General features: G+C 44.9%; 10 protein-coding genes. 1 reads left to right on the forward strand and 9 read right to left on the reverse strand.

Annotated elements, in window-relative coordinates:
• Position 1: 1 nt before the first annotated feature.
• From ACBP55_RS24910 to ACBP55_RS24920, 3 genes are all read right to left on the reverse strand, one after another.
• Entirely contained in the window at positions 2-664 is a 663-nt protein-coding gene (locus tag ACBP55_RS24910) for an S-layer homology domain-containing protein (RefSeq protein ID WP_464645578.1), read from the reverse strand.
• A gap of 86 nt (positions 665-750) precedes the next feature.
• Complete coding sequence (locus tag ACBP55_RS24915) at positions 751-6,498, reverse strand: RICIN domain-containing protein (protein WP_464645579.1); 5,748 nt, start codon at positions 6,496-6,498, stop codon at positions 751-753.
• A gap of 376 nt (positions 6,499-6,874) precedes the next feature.
• Positions 6,875-10,771 (reverse strand): galactose-binding domain-containing protein, encoded by a 3,897-nt coding sequence (locus ACBP55_RS24920; protein WP_464645580.1) that lies wholly within the window; start codon positions 10,769-10,771, stop codon positions 6,875-6,877.
• A 302-nt stretch (positions 10,772-11,073) separates the two neighbouring features.
• Between ACBP55_RS24920 and ACBP55_RS24925 the strand changes: the two genes are divergently transcribed.
• A complete protein-coding gene (locus tag ACBP55_RS24925) occupies positions 11,074-14,868 on the forward strand; it encodes a glycosyltransferase family 39 protein (protein WP_464645581.1) in 3,795 nt (1,264 codons plus the stop codon).
• A gap of 79 nt (positions 14,869-14,947) precedes the next feature.
• Here ACBP55_RS24925 and ACBP55_RS24930 read toward each other — a convergent pair whose 3' ends face one another.
• From ACBP55_RS24930 to ACBP55_RS24955, 6 genes are all read right to left on the reverse strand, one after another.
• The gene (locus ACBP55_RS24930) at positions 14,948-15,448 is read right to left on the reverse strand and encodes a hypothetical protein (protein WP_464645582.1); all 501 of its coding nucleotides are present in this window, start codon (positions 15,446-15,448) and stop codon (positions 14,948-14,950) included.
• A gap of 196 nt (positions 15,449-15,644) precedes the next feature.
• Positions 15,645-18,266, reverse strand: coding sequence for a discoidin domain-containing protein (locus ACBP55_RS24935; protein WP_464645583.1), 2,622 nt, complete (start codon positions 18,264-18,266; stop codon positions 15,645-15,647).
• Positions 18,267-18,285: 19 nt separating this feature from the next.
• Positions 18,286-19,794 (reverse strand): glycosyl hydrolase, encoded by a 1,509-nt coding sequence (locus ACBP55_RS24940; RefSeq protein WP_464645584.1) that lies wholly within the window; start codon positions 19,792-19,794, stop codon positions 18,286-18,288.
• Positions 19,795-20,017: 223 nt separating this feature from the next.
• A complete protein-coding gene (locus tag ACBP55_RS24945; protein ID WP_057306545.1) occupies positions 20,018-21,388 on the reverse strand; it encodes a sugar phosphate nucleotidyltransferase in 1,371 nt (456 codons plus the stop codon).
• 32 nt (positions 21,389-21,420) lie between these two features.
• Positions 21,421-22,752, reverse strand: coding sequence for a UDP-glucose dehydrogenase family protein (locus tag ACBP55_RS24950; RefSeq protein ID WP_464645585.1), 1,332 nt, complete (start codon positions 22,750-22,752; stop codon positions 21,421-21,423).
• A gap of 4 nt (positions 22,753-22,756) precedes the next feature.
• On the reverse strand, positions 22,757-23,857 hold the full coding sequence (locus ACBP55_RS24955) for a glycosyltransferase (protein ID WP_464645586.1): 1,101 nt from the start codon (positions 23,855-23,857) through the stop codon (positions 22,757-22,759).
• Positions 23,858-23,885: the final 28 nt, after the last annotated feature.

Raw genomic sequence — 23,885 nt, forward strand, 5'->3', positions numbered from 1 at the left:
ACTATTTATTGATCAAATTCATTGCCTGTAATGTACGGAGCAGCACCACGACAGATTCTGCGCGTGTCGCTAGATCCCCTGGCGCTAGCACCTTTGACGCTTTGCCTTGCATAAGACCATAGGAAAGGACTTTCTCAAGTGCGTCCTTAGCCCAGCTGCTAATACTTCCTGCATCCTCAAAAAAGGATAGTCTGGCACTATTTCCTGTTAATAGCTCTGGATCTGAGGTATGCAATCTCATCGCTCTTGCAACCATAACAGCCATTTGCTCACGAGTAATGGTCTGATCTGGCGCAAACGTTCCGGTGTCATAGCCATTCACGATCCCATATCCAGCTGCCGTCAGCACACTGTTGTAATACCAATCCTTGGCGGCAACATCTTTAAAGCTAATTGTTGTTGAGCTTTTCAAGGATAGTCCCAACGAACGTATAAGCAATGCCGCGAATTCGGCCCTAGTAACGTTTTGATCAGGGGCAAAGATCGAACCCTCTCTGCCATTTACGATAAGCTTGGAGGCAAGAAGTTCAATCTCTGTCTTCGCCCAGTGGGTCTGGATATCTCCAAAGGTTTTTTGACTTTTGGCAATGGTGTAGATACTGTTGCTAGTGCTTTCAATCGTTACTTTTGTTTTGCCGCTTTCGGTGGCAATGATGGCAGGCACATAACGAAATTCACCCGATTCCGGATTGTAAATAACGGCCGTGGTCGACTTGTTATCCAGGATGCCGTCAACGGTAATCGTTCTGGTTACATAGATTTGCCCGAAATGCTTGATCTCGTCTTGTTTGTCCCGGCTTGGAGCAGGATTTCAAACCGAATAGGTGTATCTAAAAGCTGCATGTTCGCACTTTGCGCATTTTTCTTAATAGCTTCAGCCGTAGTTGAATCGACCTTCTCAATCTTGATTAGCACTGTACTGTTGGCAAAATCGAGCTGAAGATCATTATTCGCTGCAATCAGCTCAATATTGATCGGTAATGTATAGCTCACATTTTGAAACTTGATCACGATTTCGGCCTTAGGCATTTGCTTAGCTGCTTTGAGTAAAGTGCTGCCGCTGATCTCTACCCATGCGGAGCTTTTCGACGAATCAGTTTCTACAACTATTTTCTTTTCATTCGCCGCAATCGCATCATCAAACGTCTTATCATCCAGCTTCGTTATTCCTGGGCTTGTTGTTGGCATTGGGTTGAAGTAGGAACCTGTGTCAGGGTCTGATGGGTTTGGTATCGTCGGCTTCTTCGTGCTTGCAAATCCATCATGAATCTCAAGCATGGAAACATTTTCCCCGGCATTGTTGGCAACATCGCCCAACCGAGCGTTGCGGATGATAACATTATCAACAGTCAAACTGCCGGATATCGTACTAGCAATTTCAAAACCCGAAGTACCTGCACCGTCAATAACCATATCTTCAAAAGTTACATTGCTTAGCGGTGAAGTCCCTTGAATAGAAACCCCTTGATAGGTGCTATCCAGTGCTATATTATCCTTCACTATCACCGAACTATGAATCGGTTTGGTATCGGCATAGATCCAAATCGCCCCAAAATTCAAGTTCAAGCCGGCATCACGGCTTCCCGTCCGTATCAGCGTATTGCGTTCAACCCGTGTAGTTCCATCTAAATCCGTAACCGGACTAAACCGAGTGGACACCGCGATTCCGCCACCAAGACCAATCGTATCAGTCAGGATATTGTCCTGCATTTTATTGTTTTTTCCTCCGAAAACGACCATATTGTCTGCTAGCCACGGCAGTTGAACCGTATCGAAGCGGAATGTGTTATTTTCGGTATAATCCGATGGGTAACCTTCCGTTATCGTAGACCACATGGCGAGACCATCGTCACCTGCGTATCTAACATTGGATTGTTCGACCATGCTGTTTTTCGTATTAATACTGAAGTTAATCCCATCAGCCATTAAGTTGCGCATTCTTAATCCTGCCACATAAAACTCATTGGTAAAATTATCGCTGTTTAAGCCAAATTCTTGCTTAGGTCGCGCAATCCACATCGCTGTTTTGGTATGTTCGATCCATACGCTTTGAATGGTGGAACCCGTTCCAAAAGCTCCCTCGAATCCATTCGTATGCGCTGCGTCATCGCGAATGTTGAGCTCCCCGTCAATGGCCAAATCATAGACGCGAATATGGCTGCCGTTACCGAAAAACTTGGCTCCTTTTAACGTCGTATACCACATGCCAGCTCCACGAATTGTAATATCGTCAAGCAAAAAGTACATCGAGCCATTATTCATCTCAAATGTGCCAGCAGGGAACCATACGCCCTTATGCTGAGCTTTGGCAGCCGCCATAGCATCTTTAAAAGCTTGCGAATCGTCCTGCCCATCATCAGGTACAGCGCCAAATTCGGTTATTGAAACAAAACCATCAGGACGCTCATAGGCCGCGGTTGGAGCCTGCTCCATTTCAGCAAAATCAATGATATAAGCATCTGCTGTGCTGGCCGCATCCTTTTGCAGCTTAATGACGGCTCCCGCAGGCACATCGCCGATTAATGCATGGACTTCATCAAAGAAGCGATGAGCGCTGCCTTGTGAAGGATCATTCGACCAAGGATAGTTGCCGTATTCCCAAGCATATTTGGATGTCAGCTGTAAGTCTTTCACTTTCATGTCATTGACATATAAGCCAAGAGTCGTATTGATGCCATCGCCATAAACACTATCTGCAACGGAATATCGGAGAACAATGGAGTTAGCAGGCTTGGCAAGTGCAAATTGCACGTATTGCCCCGTCTGATCCAGCCTTACCGCTTGTCGGCCAGATGCTTCAGAAGCCATCTCGTGATACACGCGTGTCGGTCCGATAATCAATCCATTCGTATCCGCATGTTCAGCCTCGTAAGTCGTGTAAGGTTCGATAGAGCCTCGATATGCTTTGTTCACCGCACGATGGACGGTAAGAGAATCGATGGCGATATGTCCGCTATCAGCGCTTTGTAGTTCAAACGAAACCGAGTTATAGCCTGCTCTGAGCGGCAGTGTTACCGTAAGCTCCTTCCACGAATCCCCAGAGTCTGTCGCTCCAAAGGCGAGCTGTTGAACGGTTAAGCCATTCACATATAGACTCAATGTTTGTGAAACTGTTGAAGGATTGGAGTAACGAATCGTTGTGCTGTAGCTGCCCGCTGTCTGGGCGTTAACAGCGAAGATCGCTTTTGCGCCAATATTTACAAACTGATCGATGTAGCCTACTCCGGAGAAATTTTTACTCACGGACGATACGGCTGCACCTCCAGCAACAAAGGCATTCTCTGCTTCGTAGACGGCATCTCCCGCAACAGGTTCTACCATCCATTGCACATGATCTTGATGGATATTCGTTGTTCCTGCTTTAGCTGCACCATCAGCTTCATAGAGATAAAGGATAGGGCCAGCCAGGCTGCTGATTCTTTTGTAACCCAAGTAATCTTCAATCGTCCATTGGCTGCGCAAATTGCTTTTATTGTCATCACGGCTCGTAATGGATTGTCCTGGGCTGTTTGCTGAGATGAGATGCCCCGTAGCCCGATTTTTAATTAGCTTACGGCCGTTAAAATCTTGTAAGAGCCACTGGGCAGATTCGTTCTGTGCATCACTAACCAAACTTATTAGTCCTGCTTGCTCAACCAGATATTGCTTTGAAGCTTTATTATAGATTCGTACATAATTAGAGTCGTCAAATACCTTGGTACTCGTATTCAGATTTCTGACTTCATTGGAAGGAGGAACTTGGGCTTCTTGCGTAGTTGTTTCAAAAATCCATTGCAGCGTTCCAAATGAATTCGGATACAAGCCTCGCTCCGGGTAACCAACGCCATTTTGAACATTCACATACTCGTCATTAAAGCTCGAATCGTTGCTGCGGATTAAGTAGCTGGTTCCACCCGTGTTGCTCTCGATCACCCACTGTGCAGCAGAGCCAACGTTTGCTGCTTCGACGCTCTCAATATAAGCGTAATCGGTATTCATTGCCATGTAATGCCCTGTTGCCACATTTTTAAGCCGCTGAATACCGCTGCTTGTTTCAATGATCCAGTGCGAATATCCATTGTTCTCAGCAGGTGTGCCATACATGACGATCCCTTTATTGTTTTCGTACAAATACTTGCCGTTCGCCGAATTTTTGATCCGTATGTGGCCTTGTGGAAGAGACAAGGGGAGGCTAGGTGCTATCTCCAGCTTAAATTGTGCACTATCCTGAGCCGCAACGTTCTTGTTGGCTTGGGCATAGCCAGTATGGTCCTTCTCATTGACATAGTGCTCGCCCGTCCAACCGCTTCGGAACACTTTGTACCCTGGCGTTTGCGCATCCTCGATATACCATTTGGGGCTTGCTATCCCCCAGCTTAAATCGACAAACATACTTTTTAGAGGATCCTTTTGGGTATCGTTCGCGGGATCAATGCCTTCCATGGCCATATAATGCCCTGTCGCGCGATTACGGATATATTGCGGTCCGCCCCCAACGCTTTCCATAAACCAATGCGCATTTGCGTCGGTAACATCCGGATTGCCGTACTTGGTTTTACCGTTCTCTTCGTTTGCTTTCTTTTCCTCAAATAAATACGTATTCGTGTCTTTATTTTTCAGTAAGAAATAGTTAACGGAGTCGTCTGTCACATTCACGAACTTCCAGTGCGGACTTCCCCAGTTTCGGTTGATCTCGCCGTATTCTGCGAACTTCGTTAAGTTCTGCAGATGGATGAATGTTTGATGATTGGGATCGTTGTTACTATCTTTGACACTATGAATGAGTTTGGCCCCTCCATCCAAAGTTTCAATAACCCAGATCGCGCTGGTCCAGCTATCCTCCACGTTCGTAACCTTGATATGTCCTGAAGACATATCCTGCATGTTGATGTAATGGCCTGTGGCGTGATTTTTAATCCGCTTTCGACCTGCATACTTTTCGATAAGCCACTGTGCTCTTTGATCGTCTTGCTTGGCATTGCCGTATTTCAAATTGCCTTGCTCATCTTCGTACATGACGAGCGATTGCCATTCGCTTTGAATTTGCACATATTGCACCCCACCAGCTGCTGCCGAAGGATCCTCAAACAACCACTGTGCTGCATCCATCATCGGATTGATAGCCGCTGACTGAGAGAATCCTTGGCCATCTTTTATGTTGATGTAATGGGATGTATAAACAGCACTTTGCACAGTCACATAATCATCATACTGATTAGAATTGGCAACAATCCATTGGTCACTGGTTGAACTCGACGGTAAATTCAGACTTTGCAAAGGATCTGAAGCATGCACAGCATTTTTCATAGAAACATAATTGCCGGTTGCAAGGTTGCGAAATCTTTTCTTCCCGTTATAGTCCTCCACTAACCACTGATAGACTGCATTCGTGACGCTGCCTGCTCCCAAAGAGCCGTATTTCACAGTCCCCTGATCTTCGTAAAGATACGTTTGGCTAATCGTTTGGTCTGTATAGCCTGCAATACGAACTGGAGGAACATCAGAAGCCATTTCCAGCTTCCATTGGGCGTTATCTTTACTAGCGTTGGACCAGTTATTGGAACGGGCGGAAGTATCGTCAAATTGTGTATTCAGCACATAAGAAACGCTTCCAGCGTCAATCTCATCCGGGTCATTGGCTATCCGATCTGTTCCTAATGCGTAAACATTCGTAAAAGTTACCCAATTCGATGACGTGCCTGCGGCCATAATCCACTCATTTTTTGTTGATCTGTTGAGATCCAAGCTTTTGATTGGAGCCCATAGTGTTCCTTGCGTAATGTAATGACCCGTAGCTCTATTTTTCAATCGAACGATTGGGGTTCCATTGTTTACGGTCTTTATTTCTACGTACCAATGCGAAGTCTGATCGTTCGTTGGCATTTTTCCATACTCGACCACACCGTCTTTATTTTCAAACAAATATTGACCTGCCCGATACTGATTAAGAATACGAACTGGCTCAATCTCAGAAGCCGGCTCCAGCATCCACTGCGGACTTTCCCAGGCTGCGCCTATGTCCGAGCTGACTTCGGCAAAGCCCAGTTGGTCTTCCTCATGTATGAAGAGGTTCGTTCCCGGATTCGTAGCGCTTTGAATCGTTGTATAGCCTACCCTGCTTGCATCTTTGATGATCCACTGATCCATTGTTGAACTTGTTTGAATATCCCTACTTGTCAGCGCATCTTTCCTTTTAGCCACATTTGCCATTGTTATGTAGTGACCTGTCGCCCGGTTCTTGAGCCGTTTGAAACCTTCCGTTCCCGGAACAGCTTCAATCTGCCACTGCGAGGTGGGGTCCGTAATATTCGTGAATCCATATCTGACAATGCCGCTTGAGTCTTCATAAAGATAATTGCTTTTCCATTTATTTTTGAGGCGTACAAAGCCTGTTACTGAATCTGCAGAGGAAGTATTTAGGTTAGATGACGTTGAAGGTGAAGCGTAAGATTGGGTCTGAAAAGGCAGCACTAACAAAATCGCCAACCATAACAAAATGATTTTTTTGAATTGTGACATTCCGGTTTATACCTCCAAATGGATTGATTGCAAAGCTGCTTCCATCAGCCTGGCTTCGAATGAGTTGAACCTGTTTACATACCCTTCTACGCAAATCCTATCGAGGGTTTTCACCACCTTTTCCCTTTTAAAATCAAGCAGAAATGTAAATACGAGGGACATGATTACTATGCTGTATAAAGTATATGAATACGCTTACTTACGAACAATGTGCAATATGACGATAATCATGTGTAATATACTTGAATTTTTGCATGTACAGATCCGCAGGCGTAGTTTTGGGTTAAAATAGTAACTATACAGCGCACAAAAAGAGCCGCTATTTTGAAGCGGCCCTTCTGCGTTTTAGCGATTATGCAAAAAACGATTTCGAATATTACGGATTCACGGTGATCGTAAAAGTTGAAGTTGTATTCTTAATGTTTGTGACATTGTTGATAAATTTCAGGTTATTAAACGTCACGGAACCCACAGCAGGCCCTTGACCAGGTTCAGGCAATTCATTTGCCCAAATTCCAACCCCTGATTTAGCATCGAAAGCGTCGCCGCTTTTTTGAGCGCCTGAAATTGTGATGTTGGTAAAGATGGTATCCGTTATTGGATTTTGCGGACTGCCTCCGCTGTAATTCGTTTGGAACATGATTCCGCTATAGGTAGGATCAATGATATCCACATCACTAACTCGTATCCCCTGGAATACCTTAGAAGCTGAAAAGACCCAGATACCAGGGAATGTTTGATTACCCCAGAAATGTCCGCCAGCACGTACGATCGAGATATTTTGCAAGTTTGTTGTCGGCAAAGCGCCAAATCCGTTCATTGGATACCCAAAATCAAGCGAACTGATCGTGATGCCGGAATAACACAAAGTATCGGCTATATAGATGTTCCGGAACGTATTGGCATATCCGCCATAAACCGCAATACCTGCGGCACGCCATGTTAAAATGGATGTGAGATTTTCAAAAATATTATCTCTCTCATCAGCTCCTCCTGCATCAATAGCCGAGAACAAGGCAAAACTGTCATCACCCGTCGCACGGGCTTCATTGTTACTGACCAAGTTGTTGGTACTGCCATTCGTCATATTTATGCCGTCGGCAAAGGTGTCGCGAATTCTTGAATTCTTAATTGTCATGTAGTCTGTGTTTACACCCCAATACAAACAAACCTGGTGTTCAACCCATATATTGTCGATGAGAATGTTTGAAACGTTGGCGAAGTCAAAGACTTTTCCTGGACCATCAATACGGGATGTGTAATTGCCAAAGTAAGCAAAGTTTGCAAACGTGGAGCCATTGGCTGTTGAGCTAGCCGTGAACCCAATGTCTGTATTTGACTGGCTTGCCGGAGCTATAAAACGCGTGTACCAAGGTCCGGCACCGATAATTTTTATCGCTTTGCCGTATACCTGAAATTTGTTGGAAGTATCGTAATTTCCTGCAGGGAGGTAAACACCAACAAGGGTGCCTGTCGTATCCATGCGAACCTGATCAAGAGCACTCTGTACAGCTTGTTGCGTAAAGCCTGATGGAGTCACATATTTTGCAGGATCAGGGTTAGCAATGGGAGCGACTTGCTCAAGACTGACAAAATCGATGGCATACGTCGTCGTATTGGCAGCATCCTTCTGCAGTCTGATCGTGCTTCCTGCTGGAATAGTTGAATCAAACATGATGTTGGCTTCATCGTAAATATGACGTGGAGAACCTGAACTAGGCGAATTGCCGGGAGACGTCTCCGAACCATACAACCACGCATATTTGGAAGTAAGGGTAATCGCTTTGGTGAAGACGCCATTGACATAAATATCTAGCGTATTCGTTATTCCATCTCCTCCAGCCGCATCCGGGATTGAGAATCGAGTAACGAGGGTATTGGTGCTTGCTTTTGTCGTGAATTCAACATAGCTGCCAGTTGTATTCAGAGTAACCGCTTTTCTTCCCGAAGCTTCACCGGCTAAGTCACCGATCGTTCTGTTTGGACCTATGACAGCAGCACCGCCGCCAACCACTCCATCCTCAGCTTCATACATATCATATGGCATGTTCGCACCGCGACCAACGAAGAAGGATTGTGTCGTGATGTTGTTGGTTTGCTTCACTGCAAGCTCGTTAGCATCGACAGCCACATCTGTCTTCAAATTATATTTACCGTTCGCAGCGGTCCAAGTGCCCATTTGAATAGGATTGGTTGCAGCTCCGCTAGCAATCGTACCCGAGTAGGAAGCGGTCAATGTCTTCACAACCGCATTAGTAGCAGCATCGGTAAGCGTCAGTGTTACCGAATGGGCTCCACTGGCGGAAGCAACAGTACCTTGATTCTTAATGGAAACGGAGTAGCTTACAACATTTCCGGCAGATGGATTGCTCGGCGTCCAACTAACCGATGATGCGATCAAATCAGAGCTTGCCACTTGACCGACAACCAGTGATGTTGGATTCGTGAAGCTATTATTCGTTTCATTTTGTTCGATGACTGCATTAGCTTCATCAACCTTTGAACTGAGCGTATAGGTTCCAGCATTAAGTGCACCGATATTTTTGGAAACCGTAACTGAGCTTCCCGCCGCTAAAGCGCCGACTGAAGCTGAACCAGCCAGCGTGGTTCCCACATAGAAATTAACGGTTGTAGCTCCAGATGAAGCTGTTCCCATATTTTTCACCGTAGCGTTTAACGTAATGGCATCGGTCTCAATGGGTGAAGCCGGAGAAGATGACATTCCCGTAATCGTTAAGTCCGGATTTGGCGCAGCTGAACCATACACTTCGAACTCAGCAATCTGTCCGCCCCCAGAACCGGAGTTTGTGGTGATTTTAAGCTGGACGTCGCTAACCGTAGCTGTTAAAGGAATAGTTACCGTATTTCCCGAAGCAGGGTTGAATGTATATACGGTTGCTGGGATTAAACTTGAAAAGTTTGACGTGTTTTGATTATGTCCAAGCACCTCAATGGTCTGAGTTCGTGCAGCCCATACGGGGTCAGGGTTCAATTTCAACACAATCGATGTCGTATTCGCATTGGCTCCCAAGCTTACCGTTAAGGTATTCGGATTGCCGCTGCCTTCCCAGTAAGTCGTAACACTGCCGTCGTTCGCATTTCCTTGTACAAAAGTGAACACGGAGGACGAGGCTGCGATGGGTTTACCTAATGCTAAATTTGAATTAGGACCTGGTGTTGGTGTTGGTGTTGGTGTTGGTGTTGGTGTTGGTGTTGGTGTTGGTGTTGGTGTTGGTGTCGGTGTCGGTGTTGGTGTTGGTGTTGGTGTCGGTGTCGGTGTCGGTGTCGGTGTTGGTGTCGGTGTCGGCGTTGGTGTTGGGCCCGTACCGACCACTGTAATATTGTCCAAATTAACAACGCCTAAATCGGTCGTGTCATATTTGTAGGCAATGGTATTGTTACCGGCATTTAATACCAATGTCTCACTTTGGGTGGACCAAGTATCCCAATTCGGCAAACTGGCTAGTGAGGTTTGTTTAATCTTAGTTCCATTGACAAATATACTTAGAGTCTGAGTTCCGCCATTTGCATTTCCATATTTCAAGGTTACATTATAGTTCCCCGCAGTAGCTGCGTTGACATTAAACTGTGTCGTAGCTCCTTGGTTCCAATAGCCGTCAACAAATCCAGTCCCTGTGTAGCCGGTATGATCTGTATTGACTTTTGCACCGCCAGACAACACTGCTGCTTCCGCTTCATAAGTTCCAGCCGGTGTTGGCGTTGGAGTCGGTGTTGGAGTTGGAGTCGGCGTTGTAGTTCCATATACTTCAAACTCAGATAATTGTCCAGCTGCCCATCCGCTATTAGAAGTAATATTCAATTTGACATACCTTGCGCTGGTACCTGTGAAATTAATCGTGACCGTATTGGAGCTAGCTGGATCAAACGTGTAAGAAGCAGATGCAGCCACCGTGCTATAGTTTACATCGTCTGTGCTTCCCAGTACCGACAAGGCTTGCGTTCTTGCTCCCCAGCCTGCTGGAAGCTTAAGCACCACTTGATTTACTGTGCTTGTGCTGCCAAGATCAACCCGAACCCATTGCGGAAAGGCATTATTGATACTTTCCCAGTACGTTGCTTGATTGCCGTCATTCACGTTGGTTTCTATGTAAACATCGTTATGACCGCTTGCCGTAACCGCTTTTCCCAATGCCAAATTCGTTGCCGCTGATGAAATTGAAGGAAAGAATGAAAACTGTGTGATGATTAAAGCCATAACCAGCAAACAATTTATGAATGGATTTCTTTTAAAAGAATGCCTTTTTGCAGACATAATCATCCTCCTAGTCTGAAAATGCTTGAATTCCATACTTCTAATGGATTCCCTCTAAAACGTATGCGCTTTCAAAGGTGTAAAAGTCAAACGTCTTTACAAGCACCTCCCGTCTTATTAACTCAAAGTTTGAAAAGTCTTACTCATAAATTATAGCTAAGTTGTTAATTATTTCCGATGAGCATTATTACGATTAACATGTCTAATTCTAATTAGTTTGCGTTTAAAAAGTTGATTGACTTTATTGGTTTCGTCCAAGATAATACGCGTATAGGTAATATACATAAACTGGCAGGTGATTTATGAAGAAAAGCTTGGCACTGTTTTGTTTATTTTTAGTTTTGTTGATCCCCAGTTCGAAAGCGTACTCATATGAAAATGGCGTTGAACTAACAAACGGTTCATTCGAATCTGTGGAATCAAATAGGCCCACCGGATGGACGCAAGATGCGTATCAGCAAGGTTCTGATGTGAGCAATTTTACGTTGGAAAGCGGCCAGGCACATGCAGGCAATCATTTTTTGCGTGTTCATAATAGTCAACCCAATGACGCTAGATGGATCCAGCGTGTGCAAGTGAAATCCGGCGCCATCTATAAGCTCTCCAGTTGGGTTAGGGCAAGCGGTATCGGATCCGATAAGACTGGCGCTAACATTTCAGTGCTTGGAGTTGGTTCCATGTCCCGGGACGTCAAGGAGACGAACGGGAAATGGGAACTAGTCGATTTTTATGGAAAAACAAGTGCCAACCAGAAGGAGATTGTCGTAGCTGTGCGCCTCGGAGGGTATGGAAGTTTGAATACAGGCACAGCTGATTTCGATGATTTTTCAATGGAAGAAGTGGCTGCTGTTCCAGCTGGGGTACAAGTCTTTTCCGTTTCTCCTGACGATCAGCCCACTTCCGTTACTAATCATGCCACCACGAGCTCTCATACAGGTTTTTTCATTTTCACCCTAGTATTTTCTCTCTTGTACGTAATCATTTGCATTCGGATGATAGCAAAAGCGCCTGATCACAACAGTAAACTTACAGATCCAAAGAACATTGCTCCCACCTATATTGGACTGCTTATGTTTGCAGGCTTTGTCCTTAGAACAATTGGTGCCCCTCTCATTCAAGGGCATCCTATCGATTTCATCGATTTCAGCGCTTGGTCCGATCACGCTTTCACGGCAGGCTTGCCCGGCTTTTACAATGATCAAATGTTTGTCGATTATCCTCCCGGCTACATTTATATCCTCTATGTGATCGGGGCGATTAAGCAGATTTTCTCTCTGAATTATCAATCGGCGGCGGCCATCATTTTGATCAAACTCCCTGCTATCATGGCTGATCTTCTCACTTCGTATTTGATTTATGGACTAGCCAAAAAGCACATGAACCATCAAGTTTCCGCCCTATTTGCTTTCCTATACCTCCTCAACCCTGCTGTCTATCTGAACTCTACGGTTTGGGGGCAAATTGATTCCGTCTATACGCTTGTAATTTTCTTCATGATTACGGCTCTTACCGATAAAAAAGTTCCAAAAGCAGCCGGGCTACTCACCCTAGCCTTCCTGATCAAACCACAGGCGATTATTTTCACCCCGCTGCTGCTGTATCCATTAATAACACAAAAAAATGTGAAAACGTGGGTTTCTTCACTTGCTATAAGTGCAGTTGTTTTTGTCCTTGGCGTGCTTCCCTTCTCTCTTCACAAACCATGGTATTGGATTCTGGATCTGTATAAATCCATGTTTCTAAGTTATCCTTATGCATCATTGAATGCGGCTAACCTGTATACCCTATTCGGTTTCAACGGCTCGCCAGCCTCAACGAAGTGGCTTTTTATGAGTATGAGCACTTGGGGAAATATAATTGTAGTGGCTATTGTAGCTATTACCGCATTTTTGTTTTTCAAAAGTCGAGACAATTCGAGATTTTACTATTCAGCATTTCTCATCAGTTTGCTCGTTTTCGTATTCAAAACCGGTATGCACGAGAGATATGGGTATCCTGTCGTTCTGCTTTCTCTGATTAGTTATTTAGGCATAAAAGATAAAAGAATCCTCTATTTGTTCATTTCGCTAAGCTTCACCCAATTTGCCAACGTAGCTTATATATTCAAATATAGCTTGGACCAGCAGTACTTCACGAGTGGCCCTGATATTTTCATGAAAATTGTGTCCCTATGCCATGTGATTCTTGCTGTTTATGCCATTTATGTAGGATGGGAGATTTATATCAGAAACAACGTTCAGCTCTTTAAATCTAGAAAATCAGATCAACAGGAGAACAAACTCTCTAAATCAGTGTCCAAGCATACTGAGCTGCAAAAGCAAACCTTTACGCCAATGAAAATGCTCACCAAACTTACCAAAAAAGATAAAACTGCCATGACTGGGTTGACGCTGCTCTTCGCCGCCATTGCACTGTATCAGCTCGGCTCATTCAGCGCTCCACAAAAGGATTGGAAGCCAAAGCTCGCCCAGGAAAGCTTCTACGTAGACTTCAATCACATCGCATCTATCAATCGCGTCATGTGGTATGGCGGTATCGGAGATGGCGATTTTCAAATCGAACAGTCGAACGATACCATTCAATGGAAACCTGTGACCACCATTTCCTTGAACGGGGGAACCGTTTTTCAGTGGAAGCAGTCCCCTGTCTCTTTCTCAGCGCAATTTGCTAAGATTACCGTAGTTAAACCAGGTGCATCTCTTTATGAGCTTGCATTTATGAGCGATCAGGAGAAGGAACCCATCCTTATTTCCAAACAGATTCCCTTGAACATGGGCAATGATTCTTTGGCACAAGCACAAAACCTATTTAACGAACCCGGCACCGTTCCGCGCCAACCTTCGTTTATGAACAGCATGTATTTTGATGAAATCTATCATGCCAGAACAGCCTTCGAGCATTTACACAGCATGGAGCCTTACGAAACGACCCACCCGCCGCTGGGAAAAGTGCTAATATCCATGGGAATCGCCATGTTTGGCATGAATCCGTTCGGATGGAGAATCGTGGGCACGCTGTTTGGTATCGCGATGATCCCACTTATGTATCTGTTCGCTAAAAAATTGTTTGGAAAATCCGAATACGGGTTTATTGCCGCTTTTTTGCTAGCCTGTGATTTTATGCATTTTACTCAGACAAGGATTGCTACCATTGATGTTTACGGTGTATTTTTCATTATGATGATGTACTACTTTATGTACAAATATTACGTGCTCAGCCTCAGCCGAGCTCCTCTCAAAACTGCATTGATCTCGCTTAGCTTATCAGGGTTATTTTTTGGTATCGGCGCTGCTTGTAAATGGATTGACCTCTACGCTGGTGCTGGTTTGGCTGTAATTCTAGGCTTAGTTTTATACGAAAAATATAAAGAATACCGACATACAACACTTCTTCTAACAACACAAGCCAAACATAAATCGAATACATCAGCTATTCGTCAAACGCAAACTCTCGCTCACAGTTTCCCTCCCTTATTATGGAAAACAATCTGTACGGCATTCGTCATGTTCGCTCTTGTTCCGGTTGTCATTTACACGTTAAGCTATATTCCCTTTCTACGCGTTCCCGGACCGGGACACGACTTATCGGCTGTACTCTCTTTCCAAAAATTTATGTACAACTACCACAGTCACCTTGTAGCTACTCATCCGTTTGCCTCCTCATGGTGGGAATGGCCTATTATTCGAAAACCGATTTGGTACTATGGGCAGGTTTCACTCTCACCTGACCAAGTTTCCAGCATTGTCGCCATGGGGAATCCGGCCATTTGGTGGCCTGGCATCTTGGCCGTTTTTGCAGCCATCTATATTTGCCTGAAAACGAAAGAAAAGTGGATGATGGTTGTCCTTATCGGACTAGCGGCGGAATATGTGCCATGGATCGGCGTACCTCGGCTCACATTTATTTACCACTTTTTCGCGACCGTTCCTTTCATGATCCTATGTATCACTTACGTCATTAAATATGCCCATGAACATTTGAAGCTTCGAGCAAAATGGATCTATATATATTTGGGCACAGTGCTTCTCATGTTTATCATGTTTTATCCGTGTTATCCGGTGCTGTCGTCAATAAAAACTACGTCAGCTATTTTCTAAAATGGTCTTCGTCTTGGACATTTTTTTAGGCTCATGAAAAAGGAAGGGGCTTCCCGCGGGGGCTCCTTCCCTTTTGTATTCAATGCACCATCTTATTTAATAGATCTTCTACTTTTGCTTGCATGGATCGTATCGTTGTTTTCCTATATTGAATACCAAGCCGAAGTACCTTCAATTGCTGTCTTCGGGAAAGCCTTCGAAATCGGGGCTCCCTTTTCAGAAAAGTACGAATGATCGTCCAGCTGTTGACTGCAATCCGTTCCGGTGAGATTTCGGGAATATCATAAGGCAGCGGTCGTTTCCTGAAGCGATGAATCCAAGTTCCTACACTTGTTGAAATTTTTCTTTCATCAACCAGACATACAGCTGCACTTTTTTTTGTATGCTTTTTGAGAAAATCGAAATGATGATGTCCGCCCAGAATGACGTAACCACCTTCTTTTCTGCTTTTCCGAACAATTAACAGATGCATTAGATCCTGCGCAACTTTTTTTAACTCCTTATTTCTTAGTGAGGTCTTAGCAGCGATACTTTCCGGCTTAATTTTACTTAGAGGTATATATTGCACTGTATATCTCAACTGTACCCCTCCTCGTCACACCGTTGTTTAATGTCATCTATTCTAAGTGTATTCTGTTAGTACTGCAGTGTGAACTCCCGCTCATAAATGTCGCTCATTTTCTCTACACCTTTACTTTCTTATGTGACGACAAAAAAAAACAGCTCTCCTTCGGAGCAGCTGTCCTTCCTTTACTTCTATTCGTGACAAGCTTCTGTCAATCTGTTTTGTGACCGTAAATTTGCAGATCATGGATCGACCAATAATTTCCTGCTTTCGCTGCCTGGACAATCTTAACATAGCGAGCATTTTGTGGCTTCAAGTTGATTTCTAGAACGCTTATGCCAAAACCCGATGCGACTGGTGATCCCCAATTGAAGCCATCAGAAGATACATATACCTCGTACTTCCTTGGATAATCATTCGGCGAGTTCTCCGTTCTCATCACGATTTGGTTGATTGTGAACGAGGTCTTCATATCAATTTGATAAAATTGCCCGGGTGCTTGAGCTGTCCCAGTATCCCAGCGCGTATAGGGACTGCCATCAATCGCACCTTGAGGTTTGCCAGAACTGCTGGTTACTTCCCATTCTTCCCGCTTTAGCGCAACTTCATCGGCAGCTGTCACCGTTGCCGCCGGTGAAACCTCTTTTGTACCTGAAACCCTGATCTGATACATGTATGGGTTCCCAACCAAAGTATCCGTATCGACAAAGCCAGTATCTGGCACTTGTTCAGCGATCACCTCATAGCTGCCCTCAGCCGTACCCATTTTTCGTAAAACATCGTAACTATGTGCTCCTTCCGATTCTTTCCAACTAAGTTCAATCGCATAATTCTCTATTGGCTTTGCCTGAATCCACGCAGGTGCGATCGGTTTTACCCGATCTGTCCGTGTTAGGATATACTGTACTGCTTCACCTGGCTGCAGCGTTTCCTTGAATTCAAGCTCAGGGGCTGCTTGCAGTCCTGTCAAATACGTACGAGCGGATTCATAGGTATCACCCGCTCCGAATCTTTCTCCCTCGTACAAAGCAGCTTCGGGCATAGTGACTTTCGCATGGATCGTTTGCGTGCTCGTCCCAAAATTTACGAAGTTCAGCAGAATTTTGTCCGACTTCTCTCCTGATCCTGGCAATGGTGGCAATGTCGATGTATCCACGCCGCGAAAATAAACAAGCTTATCAGCCAGCTCCGACTTGTTGGTGAGCTCGTAAACCAGCGGTTTCCCGTGCGTGGCATAGGCTAGATTCAACCTGCGCATAATCCCAACTCGTGTATCTTTGTCCACTGAGTTCTTATGAATCTTCATTTGAGCCGGGTTTTGATGATTCAAATCATTCCCCGACTCGAACAAGGCATATTGCGGATAAAACGCTGCATGCTGCATAAACATATCGGCATAACCGATATGAGCCCTCATAATCCGATCGAAGACCGCCGAATGGGGCTGCGTAGCACCAAACTCTTTGGGATCCATATGACTATCCGATGTCCCATACTCCGTATTCAACATTAGCTTCTTGAGGCCATCCTCTGATCCTCCGAAGGTTTGCAGATTTTCTAAGAAGCTTCCGTCCTTATTATCGGAATACGAAGTTCCGTAAGCATGTCCATTCGTTAGATCTGTCAACTCTTCTAATTCCATTCGCTGCGCCGGATCGTCTTCCCACCCGTCGGGGTCTCCACATTTAAACATGCCTGATGAGGTTTGATTTCGACATGTTCTAATGTTGTACTTAGGCGCATATGCCCAGCCGGGGGCCACTGTTTTTACATGAGGAGCAAGTTCAGGAAGATGGGTTTTTAACCACTTTGCAATGGCTATATTCACCTCTTTGGAGCGATTGAACAAGCCTGGCTCATTATCAATCTCATAGTATTGAAACATGGATCCGTACTGCTTCACATAATCCAATAATTTATTCTCGGCATCTGCTGGCAGTGTGCCATCCTCTTTCAGTTTAATATTTCCTGTATGCAGATGAAGAGCTACGGCCCCAGTGTGATAATCACGCAAGGTTTCGTAATACGATTTGATCGACGAACACCCCATTTTTACATCAGTCGCACAATCTACCCTCATCACATTGCCGCTGTAGGCGATTCCTAACCATTTCAATACATACGGAAGGTGCCTTACTGCTCCCTGATCATAGTAGAACGACAGATTACTTACCTTCGTACCGGATTCCACATATCTCCCATGAATCGGTTCTTGGGCAGGTGAAGACAGCGCATCCAGCGCGAGGTAGTCCCATTTCCACCAGAGAAATTTATTCTCATCTGCCGTACAATACAAACAGCCTATGGCTGACAGCTTCAATTCGTTAGTTCCCAGCTGCAGCTGCTCCTTAGGAATATAAAGCTCATATAATTTCTTGTACGGGTAAGTACTTGTTGTTCCCCCGACTCCAGCAATCTGGATGATGCCGGAAAGCATCTTGTTGGAGAAAACCGCCATCTGTGGAACGGCTTTATGAGCATCCAGAATTCGAACACGGAAATGAACGCCAAATTCGGGTATCTCAGCTAACGAGAAATGGATCGCAAAGGTAGGATTCAAGGATTTATTAAGACCTTGAGGTACGCTGTCCCAAACATCCGTCTGATTCAAGTCGGGCGTAACCGTGTAACTGCTCTGTCCTGCACTTTCTTTTCCAAATTCCAAAAAGGAGTCGTTCTGACTGCCCAACATCCATATTTGATTACCAATCTGATTAGAAGCTGTCATCACTTTTACCAAATCTGTTTTTGCCGATGCACCATAGTTATTCGAAGCCGAGGTCAGGATCAGTAAGATCAACAAGGCAGCTGGTACAATCACATATCTCATCATGTTAGATACCTCTCAACCATCAAGGAAGTAATAGGGCACTCGCGGGTATAATTTCTTTCACTTGGGACGGGCTCGTCCACATGACTTTGGCAACAGCACCATTCGTATTATCATAATATTCGACCTTGAGATCAACAGGCACGCCTGCGGTAAGCGCTATGGTTCCGGATCGTTCCACCCAGCTTTGATTAAACCAACTATCAATAACCAACACACCATTCACCCAAACTCGGATGCCATCGTCACTTAAGGTTGAAATCTTATAGGTTTCCGTATATTTGGGCTTAAGTTTCCCCGTCCATCTCACGGAAAACGTATCTGCTTGCATGGAAGGAAAGGGAGCCGCCGTAGACCAATTGAAATCAATCTTAGCATCCACCTTCGTTTCCTTCAGCGCGGTCAAATCCTTATTATCGTAATATTCTGCTTGCAGCCCATATCTCTCATCCTGTAAGACAGGTTGCAAGAAAGGTGGAGAGACTGGAGCTTTCATAGATTGAAGAGACTCTCTGGTTAGTAATTTGGAATTCGTATAAAAGGTTTCAATTTCTTGAAGGTTATTATTTTCGGCCAGCATTTTGCCCCAAGTCATCAGATAGGCCCATTTGGGCTGCTCATTCAAAATAGTACCGCTAGGCAGCTCACCATTTTCCCCCACCGCTACAGGCTTACCATTCGCTAATTCAACAATTTTCGCGTAATAATCCGGATGGTAATCGTTGTCATAGATATCAACGGCGAGAACATCCACCTTATTTTCTCCAGGAAAAGTGGCTGTATACGAGTCAGACCATGCATTCGGTGCATTCGGGCTCCAAACCCAAAGTAAATTGTTCAATTTATGCACATTTACGAAGCGGTCGTACATGATATTCCATAAGGCAGGGAAGTTGCTCTTCTTGCCCCACCAGAACCAATTCCCATTCATTTCATGATACGGACGCCATAAGACTGGAACACCTGCATCCCTTAGTTTCCCTAAGTACACGGCTGCTTTATCGAGATCTGCCAGCAATTGCGTGTTCTCGGGAGTACCTGGCGTAACATACTTATCAAAATCGGCTTGGCTCATTTCCTTCTTTACATTCGACCAGCAAAGGCATGTTCCAGGAATACTTTCATGAAATGATATCGTTACCAGACCGCCAGCCTGGTTCCACGCAATCGCACTATTAACCACCTTTTGTCTTTGATCTGCCAATTGACTTTCAGTTTGATCCATAATGGCGCCGAATTCATAACCATGAAGCCCCGGATATTTACCCGTCAAGCCTTTGACTTGATTCGTCCATTCATCCGGATTTTCTAAATAATCATGCTGCCCGCTAATGATGCTTACCCCCGAAATGGCATACAATTGCTGCAGTACAGCCTTTGCCTCATACGTAGCTTGTGAGTTGATAGGAACAACTGACGCATTCGTTACATTAGGGTGAAGCAAGATATTCGGTGCTAGCAAAGAGAGTAGAAACAATAAGGAAATCACCTTCTTTCGCACACCCGCCTTTCCAAAAAAATCGATCATCATCTTTCCTCCAGTATGGTAGTTTGACACAATGAACCCTGATGTACGCTCCTTACACGCATGCTCATTCTGCTTAATCTACCATACAGGGCATATATTAGATTTGTATAAGCATTATATTAATGTTTTGAAAGTTTTTCCAATTTCAGTTATGCTTTCAAACAAGGAATCGCCTTCCATTCGCTTAAAGTCGAATAGAAGGCGGTTCGTTGTTTCAAAACAAATCTTAAATAAATTGGTGAAGGGGGATATCCTTCCATGCCATACAAATACGAACCGTGTCTTCTTCAACCAATTCGGACCCGCTTTGAACCTCGATAAATTCAACATCCGTTATCGCTCGAATGCTGTGCCTTGTTCCATCTGGTATTCGAACGACATCACCTGGCTTCACTTGATAGAGCTTGTCATTAATGACAATATCCGCAACGCCGCTTACGATCGTCCACACTTCACTGCGTTTATAATGCAGCTGATAGCTTATATTTTTACCTGCATGAACGAGAATCCGTTTGGTTAGCACCTCATTATCTTCGGCATATTTGACATAGTCAATCACGCGATAACGTCCCCACCTGCGCTCCTCGTACATCGGACGGTGTTCAATTTTATTCATGACTTCCTTAATGCGTGGACTTTCTGACTTGCTCGTTACAAGTATTCCATCAGGGCTGACAGCGATGACGGCATCCTTAATTCCAATCACCGTAACAGGGATGTCCAGCTCATTAATCAAATGGGTATTCTCGGAATCCTCAGTCACGATGCCCGTTCCAATTTGCGATCGACTCATTTCCTCTGTCAGCGTATTCCAGGTGCCAAGGTCTTTCCAATAGCCGTCGTAAGGTACGACAACACAACTAGCTTCCTTCTCTACAACTTCGTAATCAAAGCTAATTTTCGTTAATCTATGATAGTTTTTTAGCATTTCTTCATACTGAATCGGGATGCCCTTCTCCACCATGACTTCGATGAGATAGCCTAGTCGGAAAGCGAAGACACCGCAGTTCCAAAGCGCCTTCTGTTCAATCAAGGCTGCTGCCTGTTCACGATTCGGCTTTTCAGCAAAATGGTTAACGTGAAGTGCTTCTGACCCTTCTCTACGTTTGTCAGAGGGAACGATATACCCGTATTTCTCAGACGGAACCGTTGGAACAACGCCCATTAGTGCCAAATTCGCATCCGTTTCGTGCAGAACATACTCTAGCTGTTTGATTTTCTGAAAGAAAGCCTCATCGACATACGGATCTACGGGTAACACCGTAATCACAGTGTTCAGAGGCAAACTTTCGACATCATACATATAAGCAGCCGCAAGCGCGATTGCAGGGAAAGTATCTCTTCGCTCAGGCTCGACAATAAGCGGTGCATCGCCACCCAATTGACTAATGATCATCTCTACCTGGGAGCGGTTCGTCGCCAAGTAAGCATCATCACCGAGCCCCGTATTCTGCAGTTGTCTCCATACACGTTGAACCATGGATTCGCTTCTGCCTTCAGCATCTTCAAGTACCCTAAGAAACTGCTTGGATCTGGAATCATTGGACAATGGCCATAGTCGTTTGCCCGACCCGCCGGAAAGAAGAACCAATTTCATGAATACCACGCTCCACTCGGTTTATTTGTCTATTATCTAGCCAATGCTTTGGGACGGGATGCCCCGATCAAATCTGGTCTCCCTACGGAATAATATTTGAGTCCAGTTCCCTGAACCTGCTCTTTGCTAAATACATTGCGACCATCGATCAGAATCGGCTGCTCCATAACGAAAATGACCTGAGACAAGGGAACCGCTTTGAATTCCTCCCAATCCGTAAGTAAACAAATAGCGTCGGCCCCCGTGGCTGCCTCCAAGGCATTCTCACACCACTGAATCGCCGGATGGTCGATGCGTTCCCGAAATTTCTCCATCGCAATGGGATCATACAGCTTCAGCCGCGCTCCCGCACGAATCAGGGTTTCAACGATTTCGATGGAAGGCGCATAACGAATGTCGTCCGTGTTTGGTTTAAAAGACAATCCCCAGATGCCAACAGATTTGCCGCTAAGCGGACCGAGGGACGCCTCCAGCTTGGATATCACCTTATACCGCTGTGATTTATTCACCTCGACAACCGACTTTAGCAGTTGAAATTCATAGTCGACATTACCGGCTATTTGAATCAACGCGTCTGTATCTTTTGGAAAACAAGAACCCCCATAGCCGATACCCGCACTCAGGAAGGAAGAGCCAATTCGCTTATCTTGCCCCATTCCTTTGGCAACCTCGGTGACATCAGCGCCAACTTTCTCGCAAATGTTCGATATTTCATTAATAAAGGAAATTTTGGTCGCTAGAAAGGCATTCGAAGCGTACTTGATCATCTCCGCGCTGCGAATGCTCGTAACGAAGATTTGATCGGTAAATGAGCGGTGCAGCTCCGTGAGAGGTGCGGCTAAGCTTGGATTTTCAATCCCGAGGACTATCCGATCCGGATGTAGGGTATCGTCGATTGCCGAGCCTTCCCGTAGAAACTCTGGAATCGATACGACGTCGAAAGACTGCATCGTGTTCATGGCAATAATCATTTGAATATGCTCGTTCGTACCAACAGGAACAGTGCTTTTCGTTGCAATGATTTTATAGCTATTCATCGCCTTCCCAATTTCCATGGCCGCTTGCTCGATATAAGTCAGATTAGCCTCTCCATTGGGTAAAGAAGGTGTGCCTACCGCAATGATAATAAGCTCAGATTGACTGATGGCTTGGGCCAAATCAGAGGTAAAGGCCAACCGACCGGCATTCAGATTCTTCTCCATCAGTTGCTCAATACCAGGTTCATAGATCGGAGAAATCAGGTTTTGCAGCTTTTCAATTTTCTGTTCATCGTGATCCACACAGATGACGTTATTGCCCACTTCAGCGAAGCATACCCCGGAAACTAACCCCACATACCCCGTCCCGATTACTGCAATATCCATACGATCAATGCCCCTCTCTGAATTGTTGATAGGCCTTACCCATGTAGTCTTTTAGTTTATCCATGAATGTTTTCTCATCAAATTTCTGCGCATGCTGCACGATTTGCCTGACATCCCATGCATGGTTTTCCACTTCCTGAATCGCAAGCATCAGATCTTCTACCTCTTGCCGTTTGAAAAATACACCATTCACATGAGACACAATCGTGTCTAATGCACCTCCTGCTTGATAGGCAACAACAGGTCTTCCGGCAGCATTCGCTTCCAGCGGTGTAATGCCGAAATCCTCCTCACCAGGAAAGATTAACGCTCGGCACTGCGCCATCATTTGGGTCACCGAACCATCATCCAGTCTTCCGAGGAAACGGACATTTCCTTTGGCCATTGACTTAAGCCTTGCCATATCGGGTCCTTCACCAACGATGTACAAAGGCAGTCCATTTTGATTAAATGCCTCTACCGCCAGATCAATTCGCTTGTACGAAACAAGTCTCGACACAATCAAATAATAATCATCAATGGAAGTTGAGCTATGGAAGCGTGACGTATTAATCGGCGGAAAAATAACATCGGAATCACGTTGGTAATAATTACGAATGCGATTTTTTACGACGGAGGAATTAGCAATAAACTGATTCACGTTAGCCGACGTTTTTTGATCCCATTGCTTAAGCCTATCAATATAGATCTTCAAAAGCCGCTTCATCACACTTGAATTGGATTGTCGCTCCATATAGGTGTCATAATCCCAAGCGAATCGCATCGGGGTATGGCAGTAACAAAGATGGAACGTTTCCTTCGGAACTTGAATACTTTTCATGAAAGCGCTGCTTGAGCTAAGTACGATATCGAATTCTCGGAAATCAAAATCCTTAATCGCAAACGGATATAGGGGAAGCATTTCTTTAAAATGGCTTTTCCCTCCAGGCATTTTTTGCAACCAGGTAGCTCGAATATCCGCATCTCTTAGCTCATCGAGCAGCCGATTATTGCTAAACATGGTCGTATAGATGGGAGCACTCGGGTACATTTGGTGAAAGACTTCAACCACTCTTTCGGCCCCGCCCATTTGAACCAAATAATCATGCGCGATTGCTATTTTCATTTGATCCATCCTTTATTTACTAGTAGGA

The organism is Paenibacillus sp. WG02 (assembly GCF_055396115.1).